The sequence below is a fragment of the Pseudomonas sp. MF6747 genome (assembly GCF_963890955.1).
Taxonomy (GTDB): domain Bacteria; phylum Pseudomonadota; class Gammaproteobacteria; order Pseudomonadales; family Pseudomonadaceae; genus Aquipseudomonas.
On sequence record NZ_CAWPSZ010000006.1, the window covers coordinates 110248 to 130960 of the forward strand.

The following is a 20713-nucleotide window of genomic DNA, read 5'->3' on the forward strand; positions in this document are numbered from 1 at the left end:
TGCCCAGGCGCTCAATGTGCGCTCACGTCACCGCTTCAGGCTTTGCCTCAGCTGACAGGCGCACGCCTAAACCGTAGAGCACTGCGCCGGCGATGATGAAGAGCGCCAGCATGTAAAACATGTGGTGGGCCGGTTGCGTCGCCAGCATCACGCCACACAGCACCGGGCCTAACGCTGCGCCGATGTTGCTGAGGTTCTGCGCGGCGTAATACATGCCCCGCAGAGGGTCCGGCGCGATGGTGTCGATAAACATGTATTCAGCCGGGAATACGATGATTTCACCCACGGTGAAGATGGCCATGGCGATCACCCACACCGTCAGCGTGGTCGACAGCGCAAAACCGCCCAGCCCGACGATGAACAGGCTAAGCCCAGCGGCGAGCCACAGGTTCAGGTGTTTGTGGGTGATCCGTTTGCCGAGGCTGTATTGCAGGCAGATAACCATCAGGGCGTTGGTCGCGACAACGCTGCTGATAATGCGGTAGGCCGTCTGGGGGTTGCTGGTGACTATCAGGTACTGCGAGAGGTAAGCGGTGAACTGGCCGAACACCACCGCGCTCAGCACCCCGCCCAAGGTAAAGCACACCAGGCGGTAATCGCGCAGCAGCACTTTGCCGACGGCCAAAAATGGCGTGGTTTGCCGGTTTGCCTCGGCTGTTGCCAGGCCTGTGTCGCCCCACACGAAGTAGACAAAAAAATAGCCGGCTCCCAGTCCCGCCGACAGCAGGAACGGCAGGCTGGTGTCCAGCGCGGCCACGCCGGCACCGAGGAACGGCCCGACGGCGTAGCCAATATTGGTCAGCGTGTACTTGATCGAAAACACTTCACTGCGCTGGTCAAGGGGAAGCAGGCTGCCAAACCCGGCTTTCACCGCGATATCAATGACGGCATAGGCCAGGTTGATTGCCACCAGGCACGCATAAAACAGCCCGAGACCAGACGCGAAGAAGGCGCCGAGAAAACCTGCCGTAAAGACGGCGCAGGCCGTAAGGATGAGCCGGTAACTGGAGAGGCTATCGACCAGGAAACCGCCATACAGGCTCAGCAGTGAGCCGATGATCAGCGTGCTGCCGATCACCAGGCCGACCTCGGCAATGCTCAAGCCAAAGTGGCCGGACACATAAATCACCAGGTAGGGCAGCGTGATGGCCCGGGCGAGGGTTAGCACCAATGAAGCGCAGAGCAGCAGATTGAGGGTGGCGGGATATTTTTTCAGCGTGGCGAGCATTCGAGCCTCATCGTCCATTTATAAGGTGCAAGCGTCGCAAGTCGCTCGTCCGGATCGACGCAGCTTACTGTTGATCTGAATTCTGATTTAGGATGCTTTTTATCAAAAGCCACGAACTGAATTCATGAATAAGGGCCGCGTATGTTTTCCTCCGAGCGCTTGAAGGGTATCGATGTGTTCGTCTGCGTCGCGCAGTACGGCAGCTTCACGGCGGCCGCCGAGAAAATGAACCTGACGGCGTCTGCCGTGAGTAAAGGCATCGCCAGGCTGGAAAAGCGCCTGGGCGCGCGACTGTTCCAACGCACGACGCGCACGTTGGCGTTGACCGATGCCGGTGCCGCGTTTCTGCGTACCTGTACGGGGGTGCTCGCCGATCTGGAAGACGCCGAGCTGTCGCTGCAAGCCGAAAACACCGAGCCTCGCGGGCGCGTGCGCATCGACTTGCCAGGCCCATACGGGCGCGTGCAGGTACTCCCGATTCTTCTGCCGTGGCTGCAGGCGCACCCGTTGGTGGTGCCGCATATTTCCTTTTCTGACGGCCATATCGACCCGTTCAAGGAGGGCGTGGACATTGCACTGCGCATTGGTGACGGCCACGCCTGGCCGCACACGGTGGAGCACCGGCTGCTGACACGCGAGTGGCATGTGTTTTGTGCATCGCCGGCATACCTGGCTCGCCATGGCACGCCGTTGTCCGACCGCGACCTGGAGCAGCACCAGTGCATTGCCTATGGCTGGGTGGATGGACGCATCAGCCCTTGGCGCTACACCGGCGAGGAGGGCACGACACTGCACAGGCCACTCACGCCGCAACTGGTGGTAGGCAATGGCGAAGGGCTGGTGATGGCCGCGTTGGCGGGCTGCGGTATCGTCGAGTTGCCATCCTGGCTGGTCAAGCAACAGTTGCAGGACGGCGCGTTGGTCGAGGTACTGCCGCAACTGGCGACGCCGGGGTTTGAGGTCAACCTGGCCTGGGTCAAAAGCCGGCAAGACCAGCCCAAGGTTCGCGTGGTGCTGGAGGCGCTGATTGCCGGTTTGAGTTCACTCGAATAATCAGTGGCTTTGCGGCTGGCCACGAATGCGCGATTGGCTGACACAAGATTGATCCTGATCAGGTGCCCCGCCTGGCAGCGCCTCTAACCTTATGCTTCCATCAAAGGCCAGGGAGGGCTCAATGAGTGCCTCGGGTCGCGTATCTCAAGGAAGAGTCAGCTATGCGGTCATTGAAGATCCTGTTGTTATCGTCGGCGTTCAACGGGTTGACCCAACGCGCCTGGCTGGACTTGCGCCAGGCAGGTCACGCGCCCAGCGTGGTGCTGTTCACCGATGCCGCCACGGTGTGCGAGCAGGTCGAGGCGTCAGGCGCCGATGTGGTGATTTGCCCGTTTCTGAAGGACCGTGTGCCACAGCAGCTGTGGAGCAACCCGGAACGCCCGGTCGCGATCATCCATCCGGGAATCGTCGGCGACCGGGGCGCCAGCGCGCTGGACTGGGCCATCACCCGGCAGGTCGACCGCTGGGGCGTGACCGCCCTGCAGGCGGTGGAGGAAATGGACGCCGGGCCGATCTGGTCGACCCGTGAATTCGATATGCCGGCTGATGTGCGCAAATCCGAGCTGTACAACGGGCGGGTGAGTGACGCAGCCATCGATTGCATCCGCGACGTGGTGGCAAAATTCGCCCGGGGCTTCGTCCCGACGCCGCTTGATGACACGCAGCCCGATGTCATCGGGCGATTGCAGCCAAACATGACCCAGGCCGACCGCAGCTTCAGTTGGTTCGATTGCGCACGCTTCATCAAACGCAGCATTGACGCCGCCGATGGCCAGCCCGGTGTGCTGGCGAGCATCAGGGGCGAGCAGTATTACGTGTACGACGCGCACCTGGACTCACGCCACGGCATTCCGGGAGACATTCTTGCGGTACAGGACGACGCGGTGCTGGTGGCGGCCGGCGATCACAGCCTGTGGATCGGCTCGCTCAAGCGCAAAGCCCAGCCCGGTGAGGAGACCTTCAAGTTGCCGGCCCGCCACGTGCTGGCCGAGAAACTCGCAGGTATTCCCGTGCTGGACAGCACCCTCGCCAGCCACACGTGGAATGAACAGGCCTATCAACCGATCCGCTACCGAGAGTCAGGGCCTGTCGGCGAACTGACGTTTGAGTTCTACAACGGCGCCATGAGTACCGAGCAATGCCAGCGTCTGGTGGCTGCACTGCGTTGGGCCAAGGCGCGGGACACCCACGTGTTGTTGATCAAGGGCGGGCGTGGCAGCTTTTCCAACGGCGTGCACCTCAATGTGATCCAAGCCGCCGCGGTGCCTGGGCTGGAAGCCTGGGCCAACATCCAGGCCATCGACGATGTGTGCAAGGAGTTGCTCACGGCCCGGCAACTGGTGATCAGCGGCCTGACCGGCAGTGCCGGAGCCGGCGGCGTCATGCTGGCGCTGGCGGCCGACATCGTTTTTGCCCGTGAGGGCGTGGTGCTCAACCCGCATTACAAAACCATGGGGTTGTATGGCTCCGAATACTGGACCTACAGCCTGCCACGTGCCGTCGGCAGAGAAGTGGCGCACCGGCTCACGCAAGAATGCCTGCCGATCAGTGCCCACCAGGCCCAGCACTACGGCATGGTTCAGGCCATCGGCCCACGGTGCCCACAGGCATTTGGCCTATGGCTTATGCAACAGGCCACCCGCGCGCTCGACGATGAGCACTACGTGCTGGCGCGCGCACGCAAGGCAACGATGGACCTGGATCAGGTTGAACGCTGTCGCGAACACGAACTGGCACACATGCAGCAAGACATGGTGCACAACCGCCAACAGTTCGCCGAGAAGTGCCGCAACTTCGTGTTCAAACGCAAGACGTGCCAGACCCCGCAACGCCTGATGGCGCCATGGGCTGTGGCGCGCAAGGTGGCGTTGGTTGAGTGAGGGGGTTGCAGGTGGTGGTCAGAGGCTGTCGGGATCGCCAAAAAACATTTTGACTTGGCTCTAGCACGGTGTTTTCAGGCGCAGAAAATTCAAATGTGCCCCCAGTTTTGCCCCCACTAGCGCGGGATATGCGGGCGATCGAGATTGGCGATTTCTGAGGCGGAGCAGGGTGGTCGTCGATGGCTTTCAATGTACGTCAGACTCGGCTTGCACGGGGGATGCCTGGATGATTGGTCGCCTAGGCACTGTACGAAATGAGATGTCGTAAATACCGCCGGCAGCAGGCCAATGTGACCATGGCTGTATAACTTGTTGCGAGCGTGCAGTAACGCGTGGCCAGCCGGCGATGCTCTTTCAGCCAGCCAAATAGACGCTCGATGACGTTGCGCTCACGGTATTTGGGTTTGTCGAATAGCCGCGGTAGGCCGGGCTTCGGCTTGCGCTTCATGACTCGGTAACGGATGACCGGCTGCATGCGATAGCGATCGCAGTACTTCCTGAGCGACTCAGCATCGTAACCCTTGTCAGCTACCAATTTGCGGCACCGCTTGCGAGGTCTGCCCCAGCCGGTAGAAATCTGGACGCCATCGAGGAGCGGTTGAGCATGTGAGATGTCGCTGGCTTGCCCACCGGACAGAGTGAAGTGCAGAGGCACACCTCGGGCGTCACAGGCCATATGAATTTTCGTCGTTAGCCCTGCCCGACTTCGACCAAGCGCGTGGTCCGCTGATTCTTCCGCCCCCCTTTTTGGCCTGCTCCAGAAGAGGCCCGGGTCGCTTTGACTGCCATCGAGTAAATGCACCAATTATCCAGATCGATCAGCCCTTGCTCATTGAGTTTGACGTGCATTCTCTTGAGCATCTTGTTGAACGTGCCCTGATTTCGCCAATCCTGAAATCGCTGGTAAACAGTGGACCATGGGCCACAACGCTCAGGCATGTCTCGCCAGGTCGCGCCGGAGCAAAGCACCCAGAGCACGCCGTTAAGCATCAACCGGTCATCGGCTCGTGGGCGTCCTGTGCGGCGCGGCGTATTGAAGAGGTCCGCGACCAGCTCCCAGTCGGAGATTTCGTATCGCTGTTTGGGCATGGCAGAGTTCCGCGCTGGAAAAGCCAGAACTCTACGGAAACTCAGGCGGGCTGGGGCGTTGGTGGAATTTCAATGGTTTTCATACAGAGCCTAGCACCGGCGGTACCCCGAGCGGAAGTCTCGTAACGTGACCTTGAGTTCGCAATTGCTTCGGACTAAAGATTAGCTGCTGACAGCCGATAATTTAGACTGGCTGGCCCTTTGGCTTATTGGATGAATGGTCGATGAAAGCGATACTGCGAAAGTGCAAATCAGAAGACTTTAATTACGTCTCTCGTGTTCTGGATAACTATGTGTCTCTGACTAATGATTCGCGACGCAAAGAATTGCTCCTCCAAGTTCAGGATAGTACTGCCGCGAAAGAAGAATTGATCGAGCTGCTGGATAAACAAATTCGCTATTTTGGCTCATCGGATCTGGCCTATTTTGCACGATCGCTTTTCAATAGCGATGGCGGTGTTTCAGCGAACGAGCTGATTGCTGATGTGTGCGCCAAATCTAAAGTCAAGATTAAACTGGGCGGCTCAGTTGAGTCACGACTGGAGAAACTCGTCACAGCGGTCGTTGAAAAAGAGCTTCTGAGTAAGTCGCCTGAAGAACTTGCCAAAGCATTTAAGGAGATGGGTGTCGAAGATATTGACCGCGAAAAGGTGATGGAGCATCTGAAAAGTAATGGTAAGGTCGCTATCCTTCCAATTATTTTCCAGATTCTCGGCCCTAAGGTCGCTTTGGGAATTATTGAAGTCATCATTATCAGCATCATTGCTCAGATTATCGGTCGTGAAGCGGCTAAGGCTCTCGTCCAAGAGATGGTAAAACGCAATCCGTGGCTTAATGCTCTAGGCCCTTGGATGTGGGCGTTATCTGCGGCTTGGCTTGCTTTTGACGTGCAAGGCCCGGCTTACCGTAAGACTGTCCCTATTTGCCTCTATCTCGGTGTGGTTGGGCTACGTGACGGGCCTGAGATGCCAATCACCGACCTGACTCAGAAGGATGACTGAGGACTTCTAATGTGGTCTTTCAGAAATACCGCTGAAAATCATTTGCCCAGCGCTCGCGCCGCGCGAGCGACTGAGGCAAGGATGTCCTCGGCCTTCTTGTGCTACCGAAATGGCTTCGGGTTCAGGTTGTAGGTTTCCAGGTAGTGCTCGATCGACGCCTCCAGATCCTTAGCGCTGATATGTGCCTGCCGCTTGATCCACTTCTCGCTCAGCGTTGAGAAAAATGGCTCAACCACAATCAGCCAGGATGCTGAGGTGGGCGTGAAGTGGATGTTGTAGCGAGGTCGCGCCGCAAGTCACGCCCTGACCTTGTCAGTCTTGTGAGTCGCATAATTGTCCATGATCAGACGAATCGGCATATCGGCAGGAACTGACACATCGATCTCTCTCGGAAAGGCGAGGAACTCAATGCTGTGATTTGGCGTTTGAGTCGGCCGATCACCTCACCGGTAGCCACATCCAGGGCAGCAAACAGAGAGGTTGTCCCGCGCCGTTTGTAATCATGTGTGCGGGTTGCAGGGTTACCTGGAGAAAGGTGTAAGCCCGGCTGTGTGCGATTAGATGGTAGCCGAGTGCCCGCCAATATAGGAGGCACTCATTTAATGTTGGCACGTAATGGTGGTAGTTTGATAATCTGATCTTGGAGGAGGAATAGCGTCGACTCCACTATTGGGATTATTTCATCTATATAGTCAGGGTCAATATCTAGCCAGTATTTGTTGCTATGTATATATGGGGATGAGTTTGCAAGATTTTTAGCTGTACTTTTGTATTCGTCTGTTATTTGGCAGTCAGCATGTGCAATCATGTTTCTTAGGTTGCTGAGCATCTCGAGTGCCTGCCAATGCTTCTGATTCAGCTCGATGCCGAATTTTTTTAGATATAGCTTGTGGCGTGTTATGTTTTTTTGAAGCGATATCTATTTGTGTTAATTTCTTTTTTAAAGTCTTCAGTTTGTTCGTTTATCGCAATAATGAATGTGCTTGCGGCAACGAATATCGATTCGAAGACGCTGAAAATGCTCAGGACTAAAGTCTTTATCAGAATTTCGTTATGTCTGCTGTAGTGGATTCTTCGCGTGATGTTGTTTAGAAGAGCTATCGTTTCAGCGTCATCATTTTCTTCGGCTTTGTAGCGATTCGTGTATTTTTCGTTTAGGGGTTGCAATGTTTTGTTAATGAGTACTCTATAATCTTTTATGTCTTTTATTTTTGCGCGACTATCTCGGTTGATAATATTTGCTATCAGTGAGTAGTGGTAGTCTATTTTTTTGGGGGTTCCGTCTGTCATGGTTTTGCCATTCCGACTTCTATATTTTGTCTAAAGTTTATGTCTCGTCGTCAAACGATGCAGGTTATTGGACGGTCTTGACCATTTGCAGACTTTTTTGTCCGTCAAAGCGAACGAGCTTAGCAGATGATAGCTAAAGGCTATATTCTGTAGCACCTGCGAGAAGAGGACAAGGAGCGAGACAGGGTGTCAAACCGTAGCCAACTCGGATGGGTGGACTTTTCCAACGAAGATCGTGAGCGGGTCAAGCATGCGCTCAGCCAGCTGGCGCAGCCTGGCACGCTGGACGAATTGGGCATCGGAGGCTTGCGCGATGCATTCGCCGACCTGATGTTTCCGGGGTTTTCCACCCTCCAGACCCGGGCCAAGTATTTCATCACCGTGCCGCGGATCATCCGCGATTACTTGGAGCTCAGTTGCAAGCGCCAGCGCAAGCAGCCACTTGCCCACTACTTGGAAGAACAGGAAGCGCATCTTTCGGAGTTGCTCAGGCAGAAGCACCGTGATTCTGGCCAGACCGGCATCTCTGGGTTCTCTCTGCAAAAAGGTGAACGGGTTTCCCGACAGCCGTCGTCCATTTATTGGGTTGGCTTGCGCACCTGGAATCTGATCGATACCCAAGGGTCGCTGCGCCAGTTCGCGCAGGCCATTAGCTCGGGAGACGAGCCCTGGAGCTTCCTGCAGGAAGAGGCGGGGGATGACAGCGACGCGCACAGCCCGTCGATGCTCGTCCATCTGGATCGCCATGATCCGGCCTGGCTTGAGGATGTCAGCATCGAACTGAACGATTCTGAGGCGCGCTTCTTGAGCGAAAAACTCAAGGCCGGGCCTGGAAACAACCTCGTCACTCAACTTGAACGATCCGGTTTGCGTGAGCAGGCACTGGTCAAGGGCAAGTCCGGGTTCCCGGCGCTGTCAGCCTGGGTTAGCGATCAAGGGCGGTTGTCTCCTCAGACCCGCGACACCGTCGCCATGGCGCAGGCGTTCAGTGAGCTGATTTACGGTGCTCATCTGCGTTTGAACATGTTGCTGGTGCGTCACGGCGTCGAGCACCGGGCTCTGGTGGATATCTACAGCGAATACTGGGACGCCTGGCGTTCGCAGGCCCATGCCCAGCCGCAGGAGGTCGGTCGATGGCTGGCGCATACCCAGGTTTCGCTACCCGGCCATACCAGGGCATTTCTCGAAAACTGGGCTCGGGGGCTCGCTGGTAATGCTCAGGGGGACAAGCTGGACAGGTTGATCGAAGAGCAGGCCAGGGCCCACAAGAACCAGCGCAGCATCCTCAACAGGCGCCTGCCCGAAGACTTCGAATGGCATGGCATGTCGCGGCTGGACTACCGCTGGGCACAGGTGCGCAACGTGCTGCGGGATGTACAGGAGGGCTTGGCATGCTGAATCCGCATTCCAACCGTATCGACTACGGCGACAAGCTCACCGCGCCTGAAGGTTTTACCTTGAGCCACGCGGTGGCGACGACCTACTCGCTGGATCTTGAAACTTTGCTGTGCCTTCCATTGGCGCTGTCCTTCAATTGCACGCCTGAAGGCGACCTGAAGGCCGACAAGCTGGCGCTGCTCGAGGCGATCAGCCAGCTCAAGGGCAAGGTCAAAGTGTTCTTCCAGCAAGGCTGCATCAAGGCGCCGCGCCAGTTCAACTTGCTTTTCTCGCTGCTCGAACCCTTGTTGGTGCCTCAGGTGCCGACGCAAGTCTTCAGTGCGTTCCACCCCAAGCTGTGGCTGCTGCGCTTCACCGATCAGGCCAAAAAGGTGCGCTACCGATTGCTGGTGATGTCGCGCAACCTGACCTTCGACCGCAGCTGGGACCTTGCGATCGCCCTGGAAGGCGAGCTGGCCGGTACCCGCAGTGACGACAACCAAGGGTTGGTGGCGCTGCTCAAGTCATTGATGCCTGGCACCGAGGACTTTCGCAGCGAGCTGGCGTTGCTGGCCAAGGAACTGCCGCGGGTCATCTGGGACAGGCCAGATGGCTTCAGTGCCTTGAGCACCTTGCCCGAGAAACCCGGGCAGTCGCCGCTGCTGTCGTGCCCGAACGCTGACACCGTGATGGTCATGTCTCCGTTTCTTCACCCCGATGCCCTTGACCAGCTCAAGCAGGGCCGCGCCCGCCGTTGGCTGTTCAGCCGCGCGCAAGAGCTCGAGCACCTGGGCCAGGAAAGGCTACAAGGCTGGGAGTGCTTCGCGCTCAACCCCCGGTTGATCGACGGCGAGGATGAGCTCAGCCACGCCCGCCCGCAGGATCTGCACGCGAAGATGGTGCTGCTGCAGGAGGGGCCGATCAGCCACTGGCATGTGGGGTCGGCCAATGCCACCAAGGCGGCACTGGGTGGCAGCGGTGCGCAGCCGCGCAATACCGAGTTCATGTTGCGCCTATCGAGCGGCAATGCCCGGCAGTCGGCGCAGCAACTGCGTGCCGAGCTAGTGGGCAGCGAGCAGGAGCCCAATGGAATCTTCCTGCCCCACCGCTTTGGTGCATTGTCGTTGCAGCCCGAGCAGCCAACCGAAGAATGTCTGCGCAGGCTGTTGTACCGGTTGATCCAGGCCGACTGGTGCATGCGCGCAGTGGCCGATGCCAGTGGCACCTACACCTGCGTCATCGAGTGCCAGCCAGAAGTACTGGTGCCCGATCACAAATGGGTGATCGAGGCGCAGCCGCTGGTCAGTGGGCAGCCTCAGGTATTGGCCCCGCGCCTGGTGTGGGAGGGGGTGGGTCTCGCCCAGCTCAGCGCCTTCCTGATATTGCGGGTAGGCGCGGGGGCCGAGGTGGCGAGTGAACTGGTGATCAAGCTGCGCCTGGAGATCGAAGGCGATGACACCCGGGAGCAGCACATCACCACCACCCTGATCGACAGCCCGCACAAGCTGTTGGCCTACCTTCACATGCTGCTGAGCCCCACCCATGTCCACCGGGTCGACACCCGCGCGAGGGATGGGGGAGGCAACGACGGCGATGCCGACACGCTCATCGGCCAGATGCTCAACGGCCCCCTGCATGAAGCGCTACTGCGATGTGCGGCTCGCCAACCGCAAAAGCTGCAACGCATCGACGATATCCTGACGAAACTGGCCGAAACCGAGAATCTGATTCCCCCAGAACTCCACAGTTTGTGGGCACAGTACCAAGCGTTTTCGAGGAGCAAAGCATGACCGGGTGTGTATCGGACCGCGAAAGCATCGAGCTGGCCCTGCAGCGCACCTGGTGCAAGCTCAAGGATTTTCAGCGCGCAACCGTCGAGCGCATCAGTGCGCAATTCAATGATCCGCAGCATGGCGGGCGAGTGCTGGTCGCCGATGAGGTGGGGCTTGGCAAGACAATCGTCGCCAAGGGTCTGATCGTGTCGATGTTGCGCGACTGGCGCAAGCGCGAGCCCATGCGCGTCACCTATATCTGTTCCAACCTGAGCCTGGCCGCCGAGAACCTGACCAAGCTGGCCGTGTTCCCCAGCGGCAGCAACTGGGTTCGCCAGCCTTCCTATGAACGCTTGGCGCACGTCGCCCTTCGTCAGCCCGAGCAGGAGGGCGCGGTGCTGGAAATCTGCACGCTCACCCCCGCCACGTCGTTTGCGCTGACGATGGGCACTGGCAATCGTCGTGAACGGGGCATCATCCTGGCGGCGCTGCTGTGCCACCCGCAGTTGAAAGGCTCGCGGCGAAGTTTAACGGTGCTGTTTCAGGACCGGGTGAAGGATGCCGGGGGATGGGAGGAGGAGCTGCGCCAGATCGAGCGACAAGGTTTGTTCGAGCCGATCGTGACCCGCTTCCTTGCGCAGATCGACCGTGCACAGCCAGACCAGGGGCCGACACTGCTGGAGCAACTGCGCAGCGTCGCCGACCTGCGTGCCGAACGCCACCGTGCCAGCAGGCGCGAGATGATGCGCGCGCTGCGGGTGCTGTTCGCACAATGCTGCGCCACGCAGTTGCGTGCCGACCTATTCATCCTTGACGAGTTCCAGCGCTTTGAAAGCCTGCTGAACCAGGCCGAGGACAATGAGCACTCGCTGATCGCCCGAGAGATCTTTAGCCGCGAGCGCGACTGCAAGGTGCTACTGCTCTCGGCCACGCCGTTCAAGGCCATGAGCACGGTGGCGGACGACGAGAACGATGACAGCCACTTGGGCAAACTCAAGCAGATTCTGGCGTTTCTGAGCCTGTCGCCACTGCAGGACTACGAGCCGGCGCGCAAGGCATTGCAGGCCGAGCTGCTGCGTCTGGGAAGCGATAGCGTCAATGCCAGGACCCTGGATGACGCGCCCAGGCGGGCAGTTGAAGGCTTGTTGCGCCCGCTGATCTGCCGCACGGAGCGCGGCCAGATAGCGCAGGATGTCGATGGCCTGATCGATGCCAAACCCTTGCGGCCAGGGCCAGAACTGCGGGCTGACGATATCCGCGCCTACGTCGAACTCGACCAACTCGCCGTGCTGCTGGAAAACGACAACGCGCGGCAGCTGGCTAGCCAGCTCATGAGCTTTTTCAAGTCGGCGGCCTGGCCGTTGTCGTTCAGCACCGGTTACAACATTCAGTACCTGTTGCAACGCCATTACCAGCGCTCGCCTCAGACGCTCAAGCGCATTAACGCCAGCAAGCAGCTTTGGCTGCCCCGTGAGAGGGTGCACAAGTTCATTCTCGACGTTGCCCGCGAAGCACCCAACCCTCAGGTTCGCTGGCTGACCAACCACCTGTTTGCACAGGGGCGCAAAGCCGGCCCGGAAATGTTGCTGTGGCTGCCGCCCAGCTGGCCGCACTATCCGCTCGATGGGTTTTTCGCCGGCCATGAACAGTTCAGCAAAACCCTGTTGTTCTCCTCCTGGGCTATGGTGCCGCGGATGGTCAGCGGCCTGGTCAGCTACGAGGCGGAGCGGCGCGTGCAGCAGCACATCGGTGACAAGACCGAGTACTTCAGTAGGCGCCGCGCGGGCTTGAGTCAGGACGCGCAAGACACCCATGCGCAGCAGCGTCGCGCCGTGATCAAACTCGACAGTGGCGACCTGGCCAACTGGTCATTGATCTACCCCGCGCGCTGTCTGATTGACATCCCAGTCCAGCGTTCACCAGCCACCCTGCGGCAGCGAATCGCCGAACTGACCGGGCACTTCAAGCAGCAGCTGGCGCCATTCAAGCGCAGGTATAGGGGAGGGCACAACAGCCATTATTGGTATCTGTTCGCGCCGATGTTGCTGGACGAGGTTCATGGGAGCTGGACGAGCGATTGGTTCAAAGTCCTGTCGAATCTGGTGCCCGGGGGCGTGCAGCAACGCGCGGGTGAAATTGCCGATCGCATCGGCAAACTGGACGAGCTGGGCGCCATGCCGGCCGACTTGGCGGAACACCTTGCCAAGCTGGCGCTGGGGTCGCCGGCGGTCTGTGCGCACCGCGCCCTCAAGCAGCACTATCCGGAGCAGGACTGCCTGCATGGGCCTGTCAGCCGGGTGGCACTGGGGTTCGTCAGCCTGTTCAACGGGGTGGCCGGCAGCGCGATCGCCAAGCGGCTGGACGCCGAGCACCCCTGGCGCGGCATTGTCCGCTACTGCGCCGAGGGCGGTATCCAGGCGATGCTGGAGGAATACCTCTATCTGCTGGCCCCCAACCGCTCGCTCGAGGGCGTCGTGTCGACCCTGGAAAGCGTGCTGCGCACTTCGCCTTCGAGCGTGAAGGTATGGAGGCTCGACCGCGACCAGGACGACACCCACCTGCGCTGCCATTACGCGGTGCCGCTGGGCGCGCAGAAGTCCACGGACGATGCTGGCCAAGTTCGCATCGTTAGCATCCGGGAAAGCTTCAATTCGCCGTTTCGCCCCTTCGTCCTGGCATCAACCTCCATCGGCCAGGAGGGACTGGACTTTCACTGGTACTGCAGTGAGGTGGTGCATTGGAACCTGCCCAGCAACCCCATCGACTTGGAACAACGCGAAGGGCGGGTCAATCGCTACCAGTCGCTGGTGGTCAGGCGGCGTGTGGTACAGGCAGTGGCTGGGCCGGAGAAGCCTTCGACCAGTTGGGAGCACCTGTTCAAGTCTGCCGAGAGCCCGGCCTGGGGCACCGACCTGGTGCCGTACTGGCACTATCCGCAGGGCGACGCGAAGATTCGTCGCCTGATCCCAAGCCTAGCCTTCAGCGAGGAGGCACGGCGTTATCCGAATATGCAGAAGGTGCTGTCTCTCTATCGCTTGGCCTTCGGCCAACCTGGGCAAAGCGAGTTGCTCGAACATTTGAAAAGCCTGAACCTCGACAGCGATGCGCTTGCCTATCTGAAACGTCAGTTGATGATCCGATTGGCGCCGGTTTTGTACCGCACGGATGTGGGCCGACATTTAATCGCGGTGCAAAGGACCGTAAACGATGACTGAGAATATTAAGAACACGGCGATCACCGCTGCCGGCTACATCTATCAGAATAGGCAGGGGTTGAGGGTGTTGTGCGACTGGCTAGATGCGCCAAGTCGCTACGCAAAGGTCAAGTTCGAATGTGACGTCGAGGCGGATGCACCGATGGGGCTGGATGACATCGTGGTGGAGCGTTCAGACGGTCTGCAGGATCTCAAGCAGGTAAAGTTCACGCCAAACCCTGATGCACATCCGCTGTCCTGGGATTGGTTGCTTGAAAAGTCTGGTAAGACAGAGCGGTCCCGGTCGATGTTGAAAAAATGGTACGACGCATACAGGTCGCTGGATCCCGCGCGGATCGGCGAGATCTCTCTGCTGACCAATCGCCGACCAGATGCCGAGATCGAAGTCTGCCTATCGAACGGCAAGATTGATTTTTCCAAAGTTGCTGGTCCGAGGCGCGCGGCGCTTATCGCCGAGCTTGGCGACGAGAACGACTGCAAGAAGTTTCTCGACCAGTTGCAGATCACGCACAGCGATAAGGGTTACGAAACCCTTGAGCACGAGATTGACGCAAGGTTACGCGCGCATGGCACGCCGGAGGGCATCGCCATACTCAAAACCCTTGCGTTGAACTGGGCTACTCAGAAGGACTCTCCGCCGCCGTCCGGCTGGATTACGTTGCCAGAGCTTCGCGCGATCCTTCAAGCGACGCCGCCTGCACCGCTGCCCGAGGATTTTGCAGTCCCCAAAGGGTATGAGGTGCCCGATGCAGTCTTCCATCGCGAATTCGTCGAGGAAGCCATGCGCTCGGCCGGTAAGGCGATTGTCTTGACTGGGCCGCCAGGCCGTGGCAAGAGCACCTACCTCAGCGCTCTGTGCGACACGTTTGCCGAAAAAGATATTCCTACTGTACGCCACCACTACTTTTTGTCCACGACGGAGCGTGGTCGGGATCGCGTACACAGCTACGTTGTCGAGGAGTCCATCCGGTCGCAGATCAAACGATTTCATCCGAACGTTCCTTCTACCTCAGGCAGCCTACGAGCATTATTGGAAGCCGCTGCATCCCACTACAAGTCGCTCGACAAACCGTTCGTGCTGATCTTGGACGGTCTTGACCACGTATGGCGCATCCATGCTGCAGACAAACAACCGCTTGAGGACTTGTTTTCTCAGTTGGTGCCTTGCCCTGAGAACTTGGTGCTGCTGGTCGGTACACAGCCAGTGGACGACACTCAATTGCCTGCCGACCTTTTGGTAGCGGCGCCCAGGGCAAATTGGAAGATGCTCCCGCCCATGTCCGGCGACGCCGTCCTTTCATACCTGCAACAGGCAGTGCAGACCGGTCGGTTGAGCACGCGTCTTGAGCCCGTAGAGCTTGAGGAACCGGAACCTCATGGTGAGGAGAGTAAGGCTGAAACGTCTAGAGCTTCCGCAATACATGAGGCAGCTATCGAGCAGGAGTTGCAAAGTGCTGCTGCCGCGCTCCGCGCCAGGACCAATGGGCATCCGCTGCATGTCATTTACGCAACCTCTGCACTGGTGCTTGCTGGTGGCAAGGTTACGCGATGGGACGTCGAACAACTCACTGGTGATCTGAGCCAAGAAGCGAAGTTCTATTACGGATCACTGTGGGAGCGTCTTTCTCCTAGCTCGAAGGATGCCCTGCGATTGGTATGCACCTTTCCGTTCTTCTGGCCGCGAACCGCATTCGCTGAGATCGCTACCGCGATGGGGCTGGCTGCGCCGGAAATCGAGAAGGTGGCACATCTGCTTCATTCGTCGGCCGCTGGGCTGAAGGTCTTTCACGAGAGTCTGGCCGTATACGTGCGCTCGACCGATGGATACTCCGATCGTATCGCTGAACTGAGGCCGCAGGTTGCGCATTGGCTAGAGACTTTGGCGCCCGACGCGTTGAGGGTGAACTGGCTCTGGACGATCCAGGCGCAGCTCGGTGATCCAGGCAATCTTATCGCCGGTTTGACCCGTGACTGGGTGCTACAGCGCCTGGAAGAGGGTTATCCGCAGTCGCTATTCGACACATTGATCACCGACGCCGTAACTGCAGCGCTTGACCGGGCTGAGTTCGCGCAGGCCTATCGCCTTCAGCACTTGAAGGACCGCATGATTGAGGGCAGCAAATACCAGATGCCGGACGAGGACATGGCTCGACTGGCTTCCTATACGTGGACGCTGGCGCCGGACGATGGAGTGATCCAAGAAAACGTTGCTTCCAGGCACGAGGCGGAAATAGAACTTGTAGCGGCGTTGGGACTTGCGCTGCAATCGCGCGGCGACCATACCGTGGCTGAGATGTGTGGTGAAGAAACGCTGCGACGCTTCCGAGGTGCGAGTCGGTTCTCGAGCCAGTATGCGACGGGGAGCGGTTTGGATGCTTTCAGATTCCTGGCTGCTGCGTTTGCGCAGTTGGGTGCAGTAGGGACCACCCCGGAGTGGCTCACGCAGCTTGCAACACGGGCTCATCCGGAATGGTGGTTGCCGTGCGTACGGTTGATGGCCGCAGAGGGGCAACTGGACGAATTGATGTCACTCGCAGCGTCGATGGGTGACGGCTGGCGCAAGCATGTGGTCAGCGATGCCTGCCTCCGAGCTGCGGCTCAAGTCAATGTCAGCATTGTCGAGCGTCCCGACTTCAATGAGCTCTCGACGACACCCTTTGTTGCTGCTATCAGGGCTGGCTGCACACGGTCTGTGACGCCCTTGAGCGCGGATATCCCGATTGATTGGCTGGAGCTGGACTACCGTAAACGGAGGGTGGGGGTGGCGAGGTTGGTACACCACTGGTTTTTCAGTACCGTGCATTTGAGTTTTTGCATGGCCGCAGAGGCGCAAACTGAATTCAGCATTGTACGCGCACCAATCTATGCGGACCGAGAAAACATTACAGACTTCCTGAATGCCCTCTCGGGCGTCGCGACACAGGTTGCGAATCGCTGGTGGCGAGGAGAGTTTGTGGATTTCCACGACCTCTATGAGTTACTGGAGCCGCTCGAGTACCGACATTTTCGACAAAGCTACGACTGGCAATCGTCGGCTGATGATTTTCGGGCAGCGCTGCATCGCGTGGCCTGTGATGTCCGACTCGGCAGCATCCTGTTAGGCCATGACGTCGAAGCTGATCTGACCGAAGCTACGTTGTCCGCCTCACGGACCTTCAAATGGTTCGATGCCGTGTCCTTCCGTGAGCAGTATGCCTCTGGACGTTTGACGCAGATGTCTCATGAGGCCGCCGCAACCTTTGTGAGATCCCAACACGAGCTTTTTGATGCGGAAGTTCGTCAGGAGACCAGCGTGCATTTGCAGACGCCGCTGCAACTGTGTGGAATCGCCGTTGCGCATGGTTTGGAGGACCCCGCGCGTAAACTATGTCGACAGACCTGGGAGCTGGCAACTGGCTTTTCGCATCGCAAAGACCCGACGTTGAGCAAGACTCTTGATGCGATAGGCTTCCTGGTCGACCACGCGCCAGAGGCTGCACGCCAACTGCTGGCGCAGGTGGCTTCTCAAGTCCACTCGGTGCTCGACTACACGGACGGCAGTGGTACCCGACATGTGTTGGCCGAGGCAGACGTGTTGCTGGCCAAGCTGGCTCCTGCCGCATTAGTGACCAAGTATGAGGAGCATCTGAGCGCGGGGCAGTGGACTGCGGCTGAGAATAGTCTGAGTGCCTACATTGAGCAGGGAGTGAAGTCTGGCTGGCAGCTTGACGCGCTGATGCGCACAGGGCTGCATCCGAATGTTGGCAACGTGCTGCAGCGCCTTTCCAAGGAGGGTATTCCGGGTGCCGCTGAGCGACTGCAGGAACTCATCGCTCACGGAGGATGGGATATCGGTGTGCTGGATCGCGAGGAACATCCTCGTTCTAACACCGATCGAAAACCTTTTGATGGTGACGTCTCAGCCTTCGAACCCGAACAACTGGAGGCTTTGCTGGATCGTCTCTCGGGTCGTGGCTACGACGACGAAGCGGTGCTACAGGACTGGTATCGGTATTGGGAGGGTAACGGTCAAGGGAAGCGGCTTCTAGAGGCGCTCGATGTTCCGTTGTTGTCGGCCCGGGGGCTGGGCCGTGGTTTACTTCATATGTCCGGTCACGCCTTCCACACCAGACGCAAAATGAGTGGTCTGAGGGCGGCTTGGAAGTATCTCGTGGAGGCACAGATCAACAGTGGCGGGTGGATGAACTTCATGGAGGGCGAAGAGAAGACGCTGGCACGGTTGGACCTTGTGGCGAAGCATTACCCGAAGCGGTGCGACGAATTCGTAAGTGAAACGACCTATTCCATGTTCGGTGAGCCGGAGCGGCCCAGATTGGCTCCGGGCGAAGCCATGGTCTATTTCTATGCGAAGCAAAAGCGCATTGATGAAGCGGTCGCATTTGCGCAGGTGATGGTCGATTGCGTGCTCGAAGATACTCGAACGCTACCCCTGACTATACCGTGCTGGGGAGTCGAACTGGCGACAGCAGACCTTCAGGAGGAGTGATGGACGATCTTCGAATTCTCATTGCTCGTCTCGGATGGCCAATACCTGCAGGCCGATGGTGGACAATGCAGGAGTTGGCAAAACGACTGGGCGCCCCTGCCACAGCGTCAGAAACCGAGGCTGCGCTCCTGAGATTGCTGAACTCGTGCAAGCTTGAGGCGGAAGTCGTCGAGGCGCTTTGCATTTTCTGGATTGCTGCGGCGGTGGAGGGATACGTTGCCAATCTGGACTTGTTGAAGCGCACACCCAAACCGTCCCTGCTGTCCAACCTGTTCTTACAGGCCCTCGGTTTTGAGGCGCAGGCGCTCGATGTCGACCTTAAAGTGGCGCCGCCAGACTTCGAGATCCCTGCTGACTTCGATGGCATGCAGGGGCTGCAACTGGCCAGGAACTTACGAACGAATCTGAGCCGGCTAGAGAATCGGACCTCGCTCCCGCTAATCCGCCAGATGGCGTTCGAATGGACTCAGAACCAGACGGCTTATCCTGAGTCGCCCATACAGGGGGACTTCTGGCACTTTGCGCGGTCGCTGGGCGAAGGATTCGTGGGGCCGTACTCGAGTCGTGCCGCCCTTCGTGGGATTTCTGCCTATCTGCGTACCTTGGTGGTAGCAGAACAGTTGTGGGGGCTGCCGGCCGGCGTCGTTCGCCATTACGCGCTTAAAGCACTGCCCGTTCATCCAGCGCTGGCTGCGCTGAGTCCGTCACGTCCGGCATGGGGGCTGATTCGGGGGGACTTCAGCGGGGGCTCAAAGGTGATTGAGGAAATCCTGCGAGGTGTCGTCGACCGCGTTGCAGCCGAGCGGCCCGGTGATGAGTTAGTTGCGCTCAGCTCTCCCGTAGAGATGACGATGGGGCGTTGTGTTGAGGTATCGCTGGTGCGTTGGTTGCAGGTCGGTGACAGTGAGGTGGCGGATCAGGACTTGGCAGTACATCTCGACACCTACTGGCACGACATGCCTACGCTGTCGAGCGCTCCTACGAAGCCACTCGACGGAAAGATATGGCTGCGTAGAATGCCTATCGATGAGCTTTTGGACGACCCGTCGGCGTCTTTGCCTTTGGCGGGACGGGTTGACTTTGATCGCATGGGATACCTGCAGCTGCACCTCTATCCATCTAGATTATTTGTGCCTACTGTCGTGCATACTGATCAAATCGAGGTGCGCCAAGAAGGCGGTATGCTTGAGGTCCTAGAGGGTGAACAAGTGGTGGCGGATTATTCCCATTGGAACTCGGGCTGGGGGCCGGTGCGGCCGACGCAGCTGAGTGGGGCCTGTGGTGCAGCCTTAGTGTCGCGCGGAACGGCCTACCGCGAAGTGCCTGTCTCTGAAGGCCAAGTGGTTCGGTCATTCTATCTCTGGCAAGTTCGGATACTTCAGCGGAACAGCACGCAGGAAGCGTTCGATGAGGTCTTGAAGGGCGGGGTCTTCTTTGTCTAATCAACTGTCGCTTCCACGCTGACGGGGTAGGGCGGCGCTTGTACCGGAACGTGACGCCCTTGAGCTGGGTGACCACCCAGCGCAAGGTTGACTCAACCAGTCCAAGCGAACGAGCGGCATCGATACTGTTGTAGCTTTTTTCTAAGCACTGTACGAAGAGAGATCCGGCAGCAGGCCAACGTGACCATGGTGAGATAACTTATTGTGAGCTTGCAGTAACGCGTGGCCAGCCGGCGGTGCTCTTTCAGCCAGCCAAATAGACGCTCGATGACATCCCGCTCCCAGTACTTGGTTTGTCGAATAGCCGTAGGAGGCCGCGTTTCGGCTTGCGTTTCATGGCGCGGTAACCTCTGGCCGTTGGTCAGTGCCGATAATCCTCCGCGCCACGTCTGTTGGAGCAGCTTGGTTTTCGAAGGTGGTGAGCTTAAGCGGCGGTCTTACTCTCGGGAGCACTCTGGAAAGCGAAAAATCACCGCGAAGACAGTTTTGGCACCCAAGATGAACAGCGTGGTCGGCAGATTACCGAAAGCGCTGAGCATTTTCGGTTGGGGGCATCCTTTTCAAACCATCCAAAGCATGCCCTCAAATATGCCCCAAATTTAGCAATTAACTGGAAGCAAATGGCTATTCGAGGCTAGAAAAAGGCAGAAATGATCAACTAATCAAGCATGCGCGAAGCCCCTAAAGACTCTCAGGGTCGCCAAAAAACATTTTGACTTGGCTCTAGGACGGTGTTTACAGCCCAAAAAAAACTAATTTTGCCCCCAATTTTGCCCCCATTTACACCGGGTGCGCGAGCGATCGTGAATGGCGATTTCTGACGCGGATCTGGATGGTCGTGGCTGGTATTCAATGCTCCCCTGTATACTCGATGACCAAT

11 protein-coding genes and 2 pseudogenes are annotated in these 20713 nt (G+C 58.4%); 8 read left to right on the forward strand and 5 right to left on the reverse strand.

The window, feature by feature from the left end; all coding sequences use genetic code 11:
* Positions 1–22: 22 nt before the first annotated feature.
* On the reverse strand, positions 23–1228 hold the full coding sequence (locus tag AACW30_RS07965) for an MFS transporter (protein WP_200624671.1): 1206 nt from the start codon (positions 1226–1228) through the stop codon (positions 23–25).
* Between the two features lie 141 nt (positions 1229–1369).
* Between AACW30_RS07965 and AACW30_RS07970 the strand changes: the two genes are divergently transcribed.
* Together AACW30_RS07970 and AACW30_RS07975 are read left to right on the forward strand one after the other, a co-directional pair.
* Positions 1370–2281: a LysR family transcriptional regulator gene (locus AACW30_RS07970; protein ID WP_200624672.1), complete on the forward strand. Its 912-nt coding sequence runs from the start codon at positions 1370–1372 to the stop codon at positions 2279–2281.
* 161 nt (positions 2282–2442) lie between these two features.
* The gene (locus AACW30_RS07975; protein WP_200624673.1) at positions 2443–4161 is read left to right on the forward strand and encodes a hydrogenase maturation protein; all 1719 of its coding nucleotides are present in this window, start codon (positions 2443–2445) and stop codon (positions 4159–4161) included.
* A 238-nt stretch (positions 4162–4399) separates the two neighbouring features.
* Here AACW30_RS07975 and AACW30_RS07980 read toward each other — a convergent pair.
* Positions 4400–5250, reverse strand: a protein-coding gene (locus tag AACW30_RS07980) for an IS5 family transposase (protein WP_200624674.1) whose coding sequence is annotated in 2 segments (ribosomal slippage) — positions 4400–4909 and positions 4912–5250 — 849 coding nt in all. Because the reading frame shifts where the segments join, the coding sequence is not laid out codon by codon here.
* Between the two features lie 224 nt (positions 5251–5474).
* Here AACW30_RS07980 and AACW30_RS07985 point away from each other — a divergent pair.
* Positions 5475–6251, forward strand: coding sequence for a hypothetical protein (locus AACW30_RS07985; RefSeq protein ID WP_200624675.1), 777 nt, complete (start codon positions 5475–5477; stop codon positions 6249–6251).
* Positions 6252–6289: 38 nt separating this feature from the next.
* Here AACW30_RS07985 and AACW30_RS07990 read toward each other — a convergent pair.
* Positions 6290–6810, reverse strand: a pseudogene (locus AACW30_RS07990) (IS630 family transposase); the annotation flags it as partial.
* Between the two features lie 338 nt (positions 6811–7148).
* A complete protein-coding gene (locus AACW30_RS07995) occupies positions 7149–7541 on the reverse strand; it encodes a hypothetical protein (RefSeq protein ID WP_200624676.1) in 393 nt (130 codons plus the stop codon).
* Between the two features lie 186 nt (positions 7542–7727).
* On the opposite strand from AACW30_RS07995, the gene AACW30_RS08000 reads away from it, so the two are divergent.
* Genes AACW30_RS08000 through AACW30_RS08020 form a run of 5 tightly spaced genes read left to right on the forward strand, consistent with a single transcriptional unit; the run spans position 7728 to position 19833 of the window.
* Positions 7728–8939 (forward strand): DUF6361 family protein, encoded by a 1212-nt coding sequence (locus tag AACW30_RS08000; RefSeq protein ID WP_200624677.1) that lies wholly within the window; start codon positions 7728–7730, stop codon positions 8937–8939.
* Positions 8933–10708, forward strand: coding sequence for a phospholipase D family protein (locus tag AACW30_RS08005; RefSeq protein WP_120448541.1), 1776 nt, complete (start codon positions 8933–8935; stop codon positions 10706–10708). The genes AACW30_RS08000 and AACW30_RS08005 overlap by 7 nt, the downstream gene beginning before the upstream one ends.
* Positions 10705–13905: a helicase-related protein gene (locus AACW30_RS08010; protein WP_200624678.1), complete on the forward strand. Its 3201-nt coding sequence runs from the start codon at positions 10705–10707 to the stop codon at positions 13903–13905. The genes AACW30_RS08005 and AACW30_RS08010 overlap by 4 nt, the downstream gene beginning before the upstream one ends.
* The gene (locus AACW30_RS08015; RefSeq protein ID WP_200624679.1) at positions 13898–18391 is read left to right on the forward strand and encodes an ATP-binding protein; all 4494 of its coding nucleotides are present in this window, start codon (positions 13898–13900) and stop codon (positions 18389–18391) included. The genes AACW30_RS08010 and AACW30_RS08015 overlap by 8 nt, the downstream gene beginning before the upstream one ends.
* Entirely contained in the window at positions 18391–19833 is a 1443-nt protein-coding gene (locus AACW30_RS08020; protein WP_234452639.1) for a multidrug DMT transporter permease, read from the forward strand. Before AACW30_RS08015 ends, AACW30_RS08020 begins: the two co-directional genes overlap by 1 nt.
* A gap of 92 nt (positions 19834–19925) precedes the next feature.
* Here AACW30_RS08020 and AACW30_RS08025 read toward each other — a convergent pair.
* A pseudogene (locus AACW30_RS08025) lies at positions 19926–20176 on the reverse strand (transposase); the annotation flags it as partial.
* Positions 20177–20713: the final 537 nt, after the last annotated feature.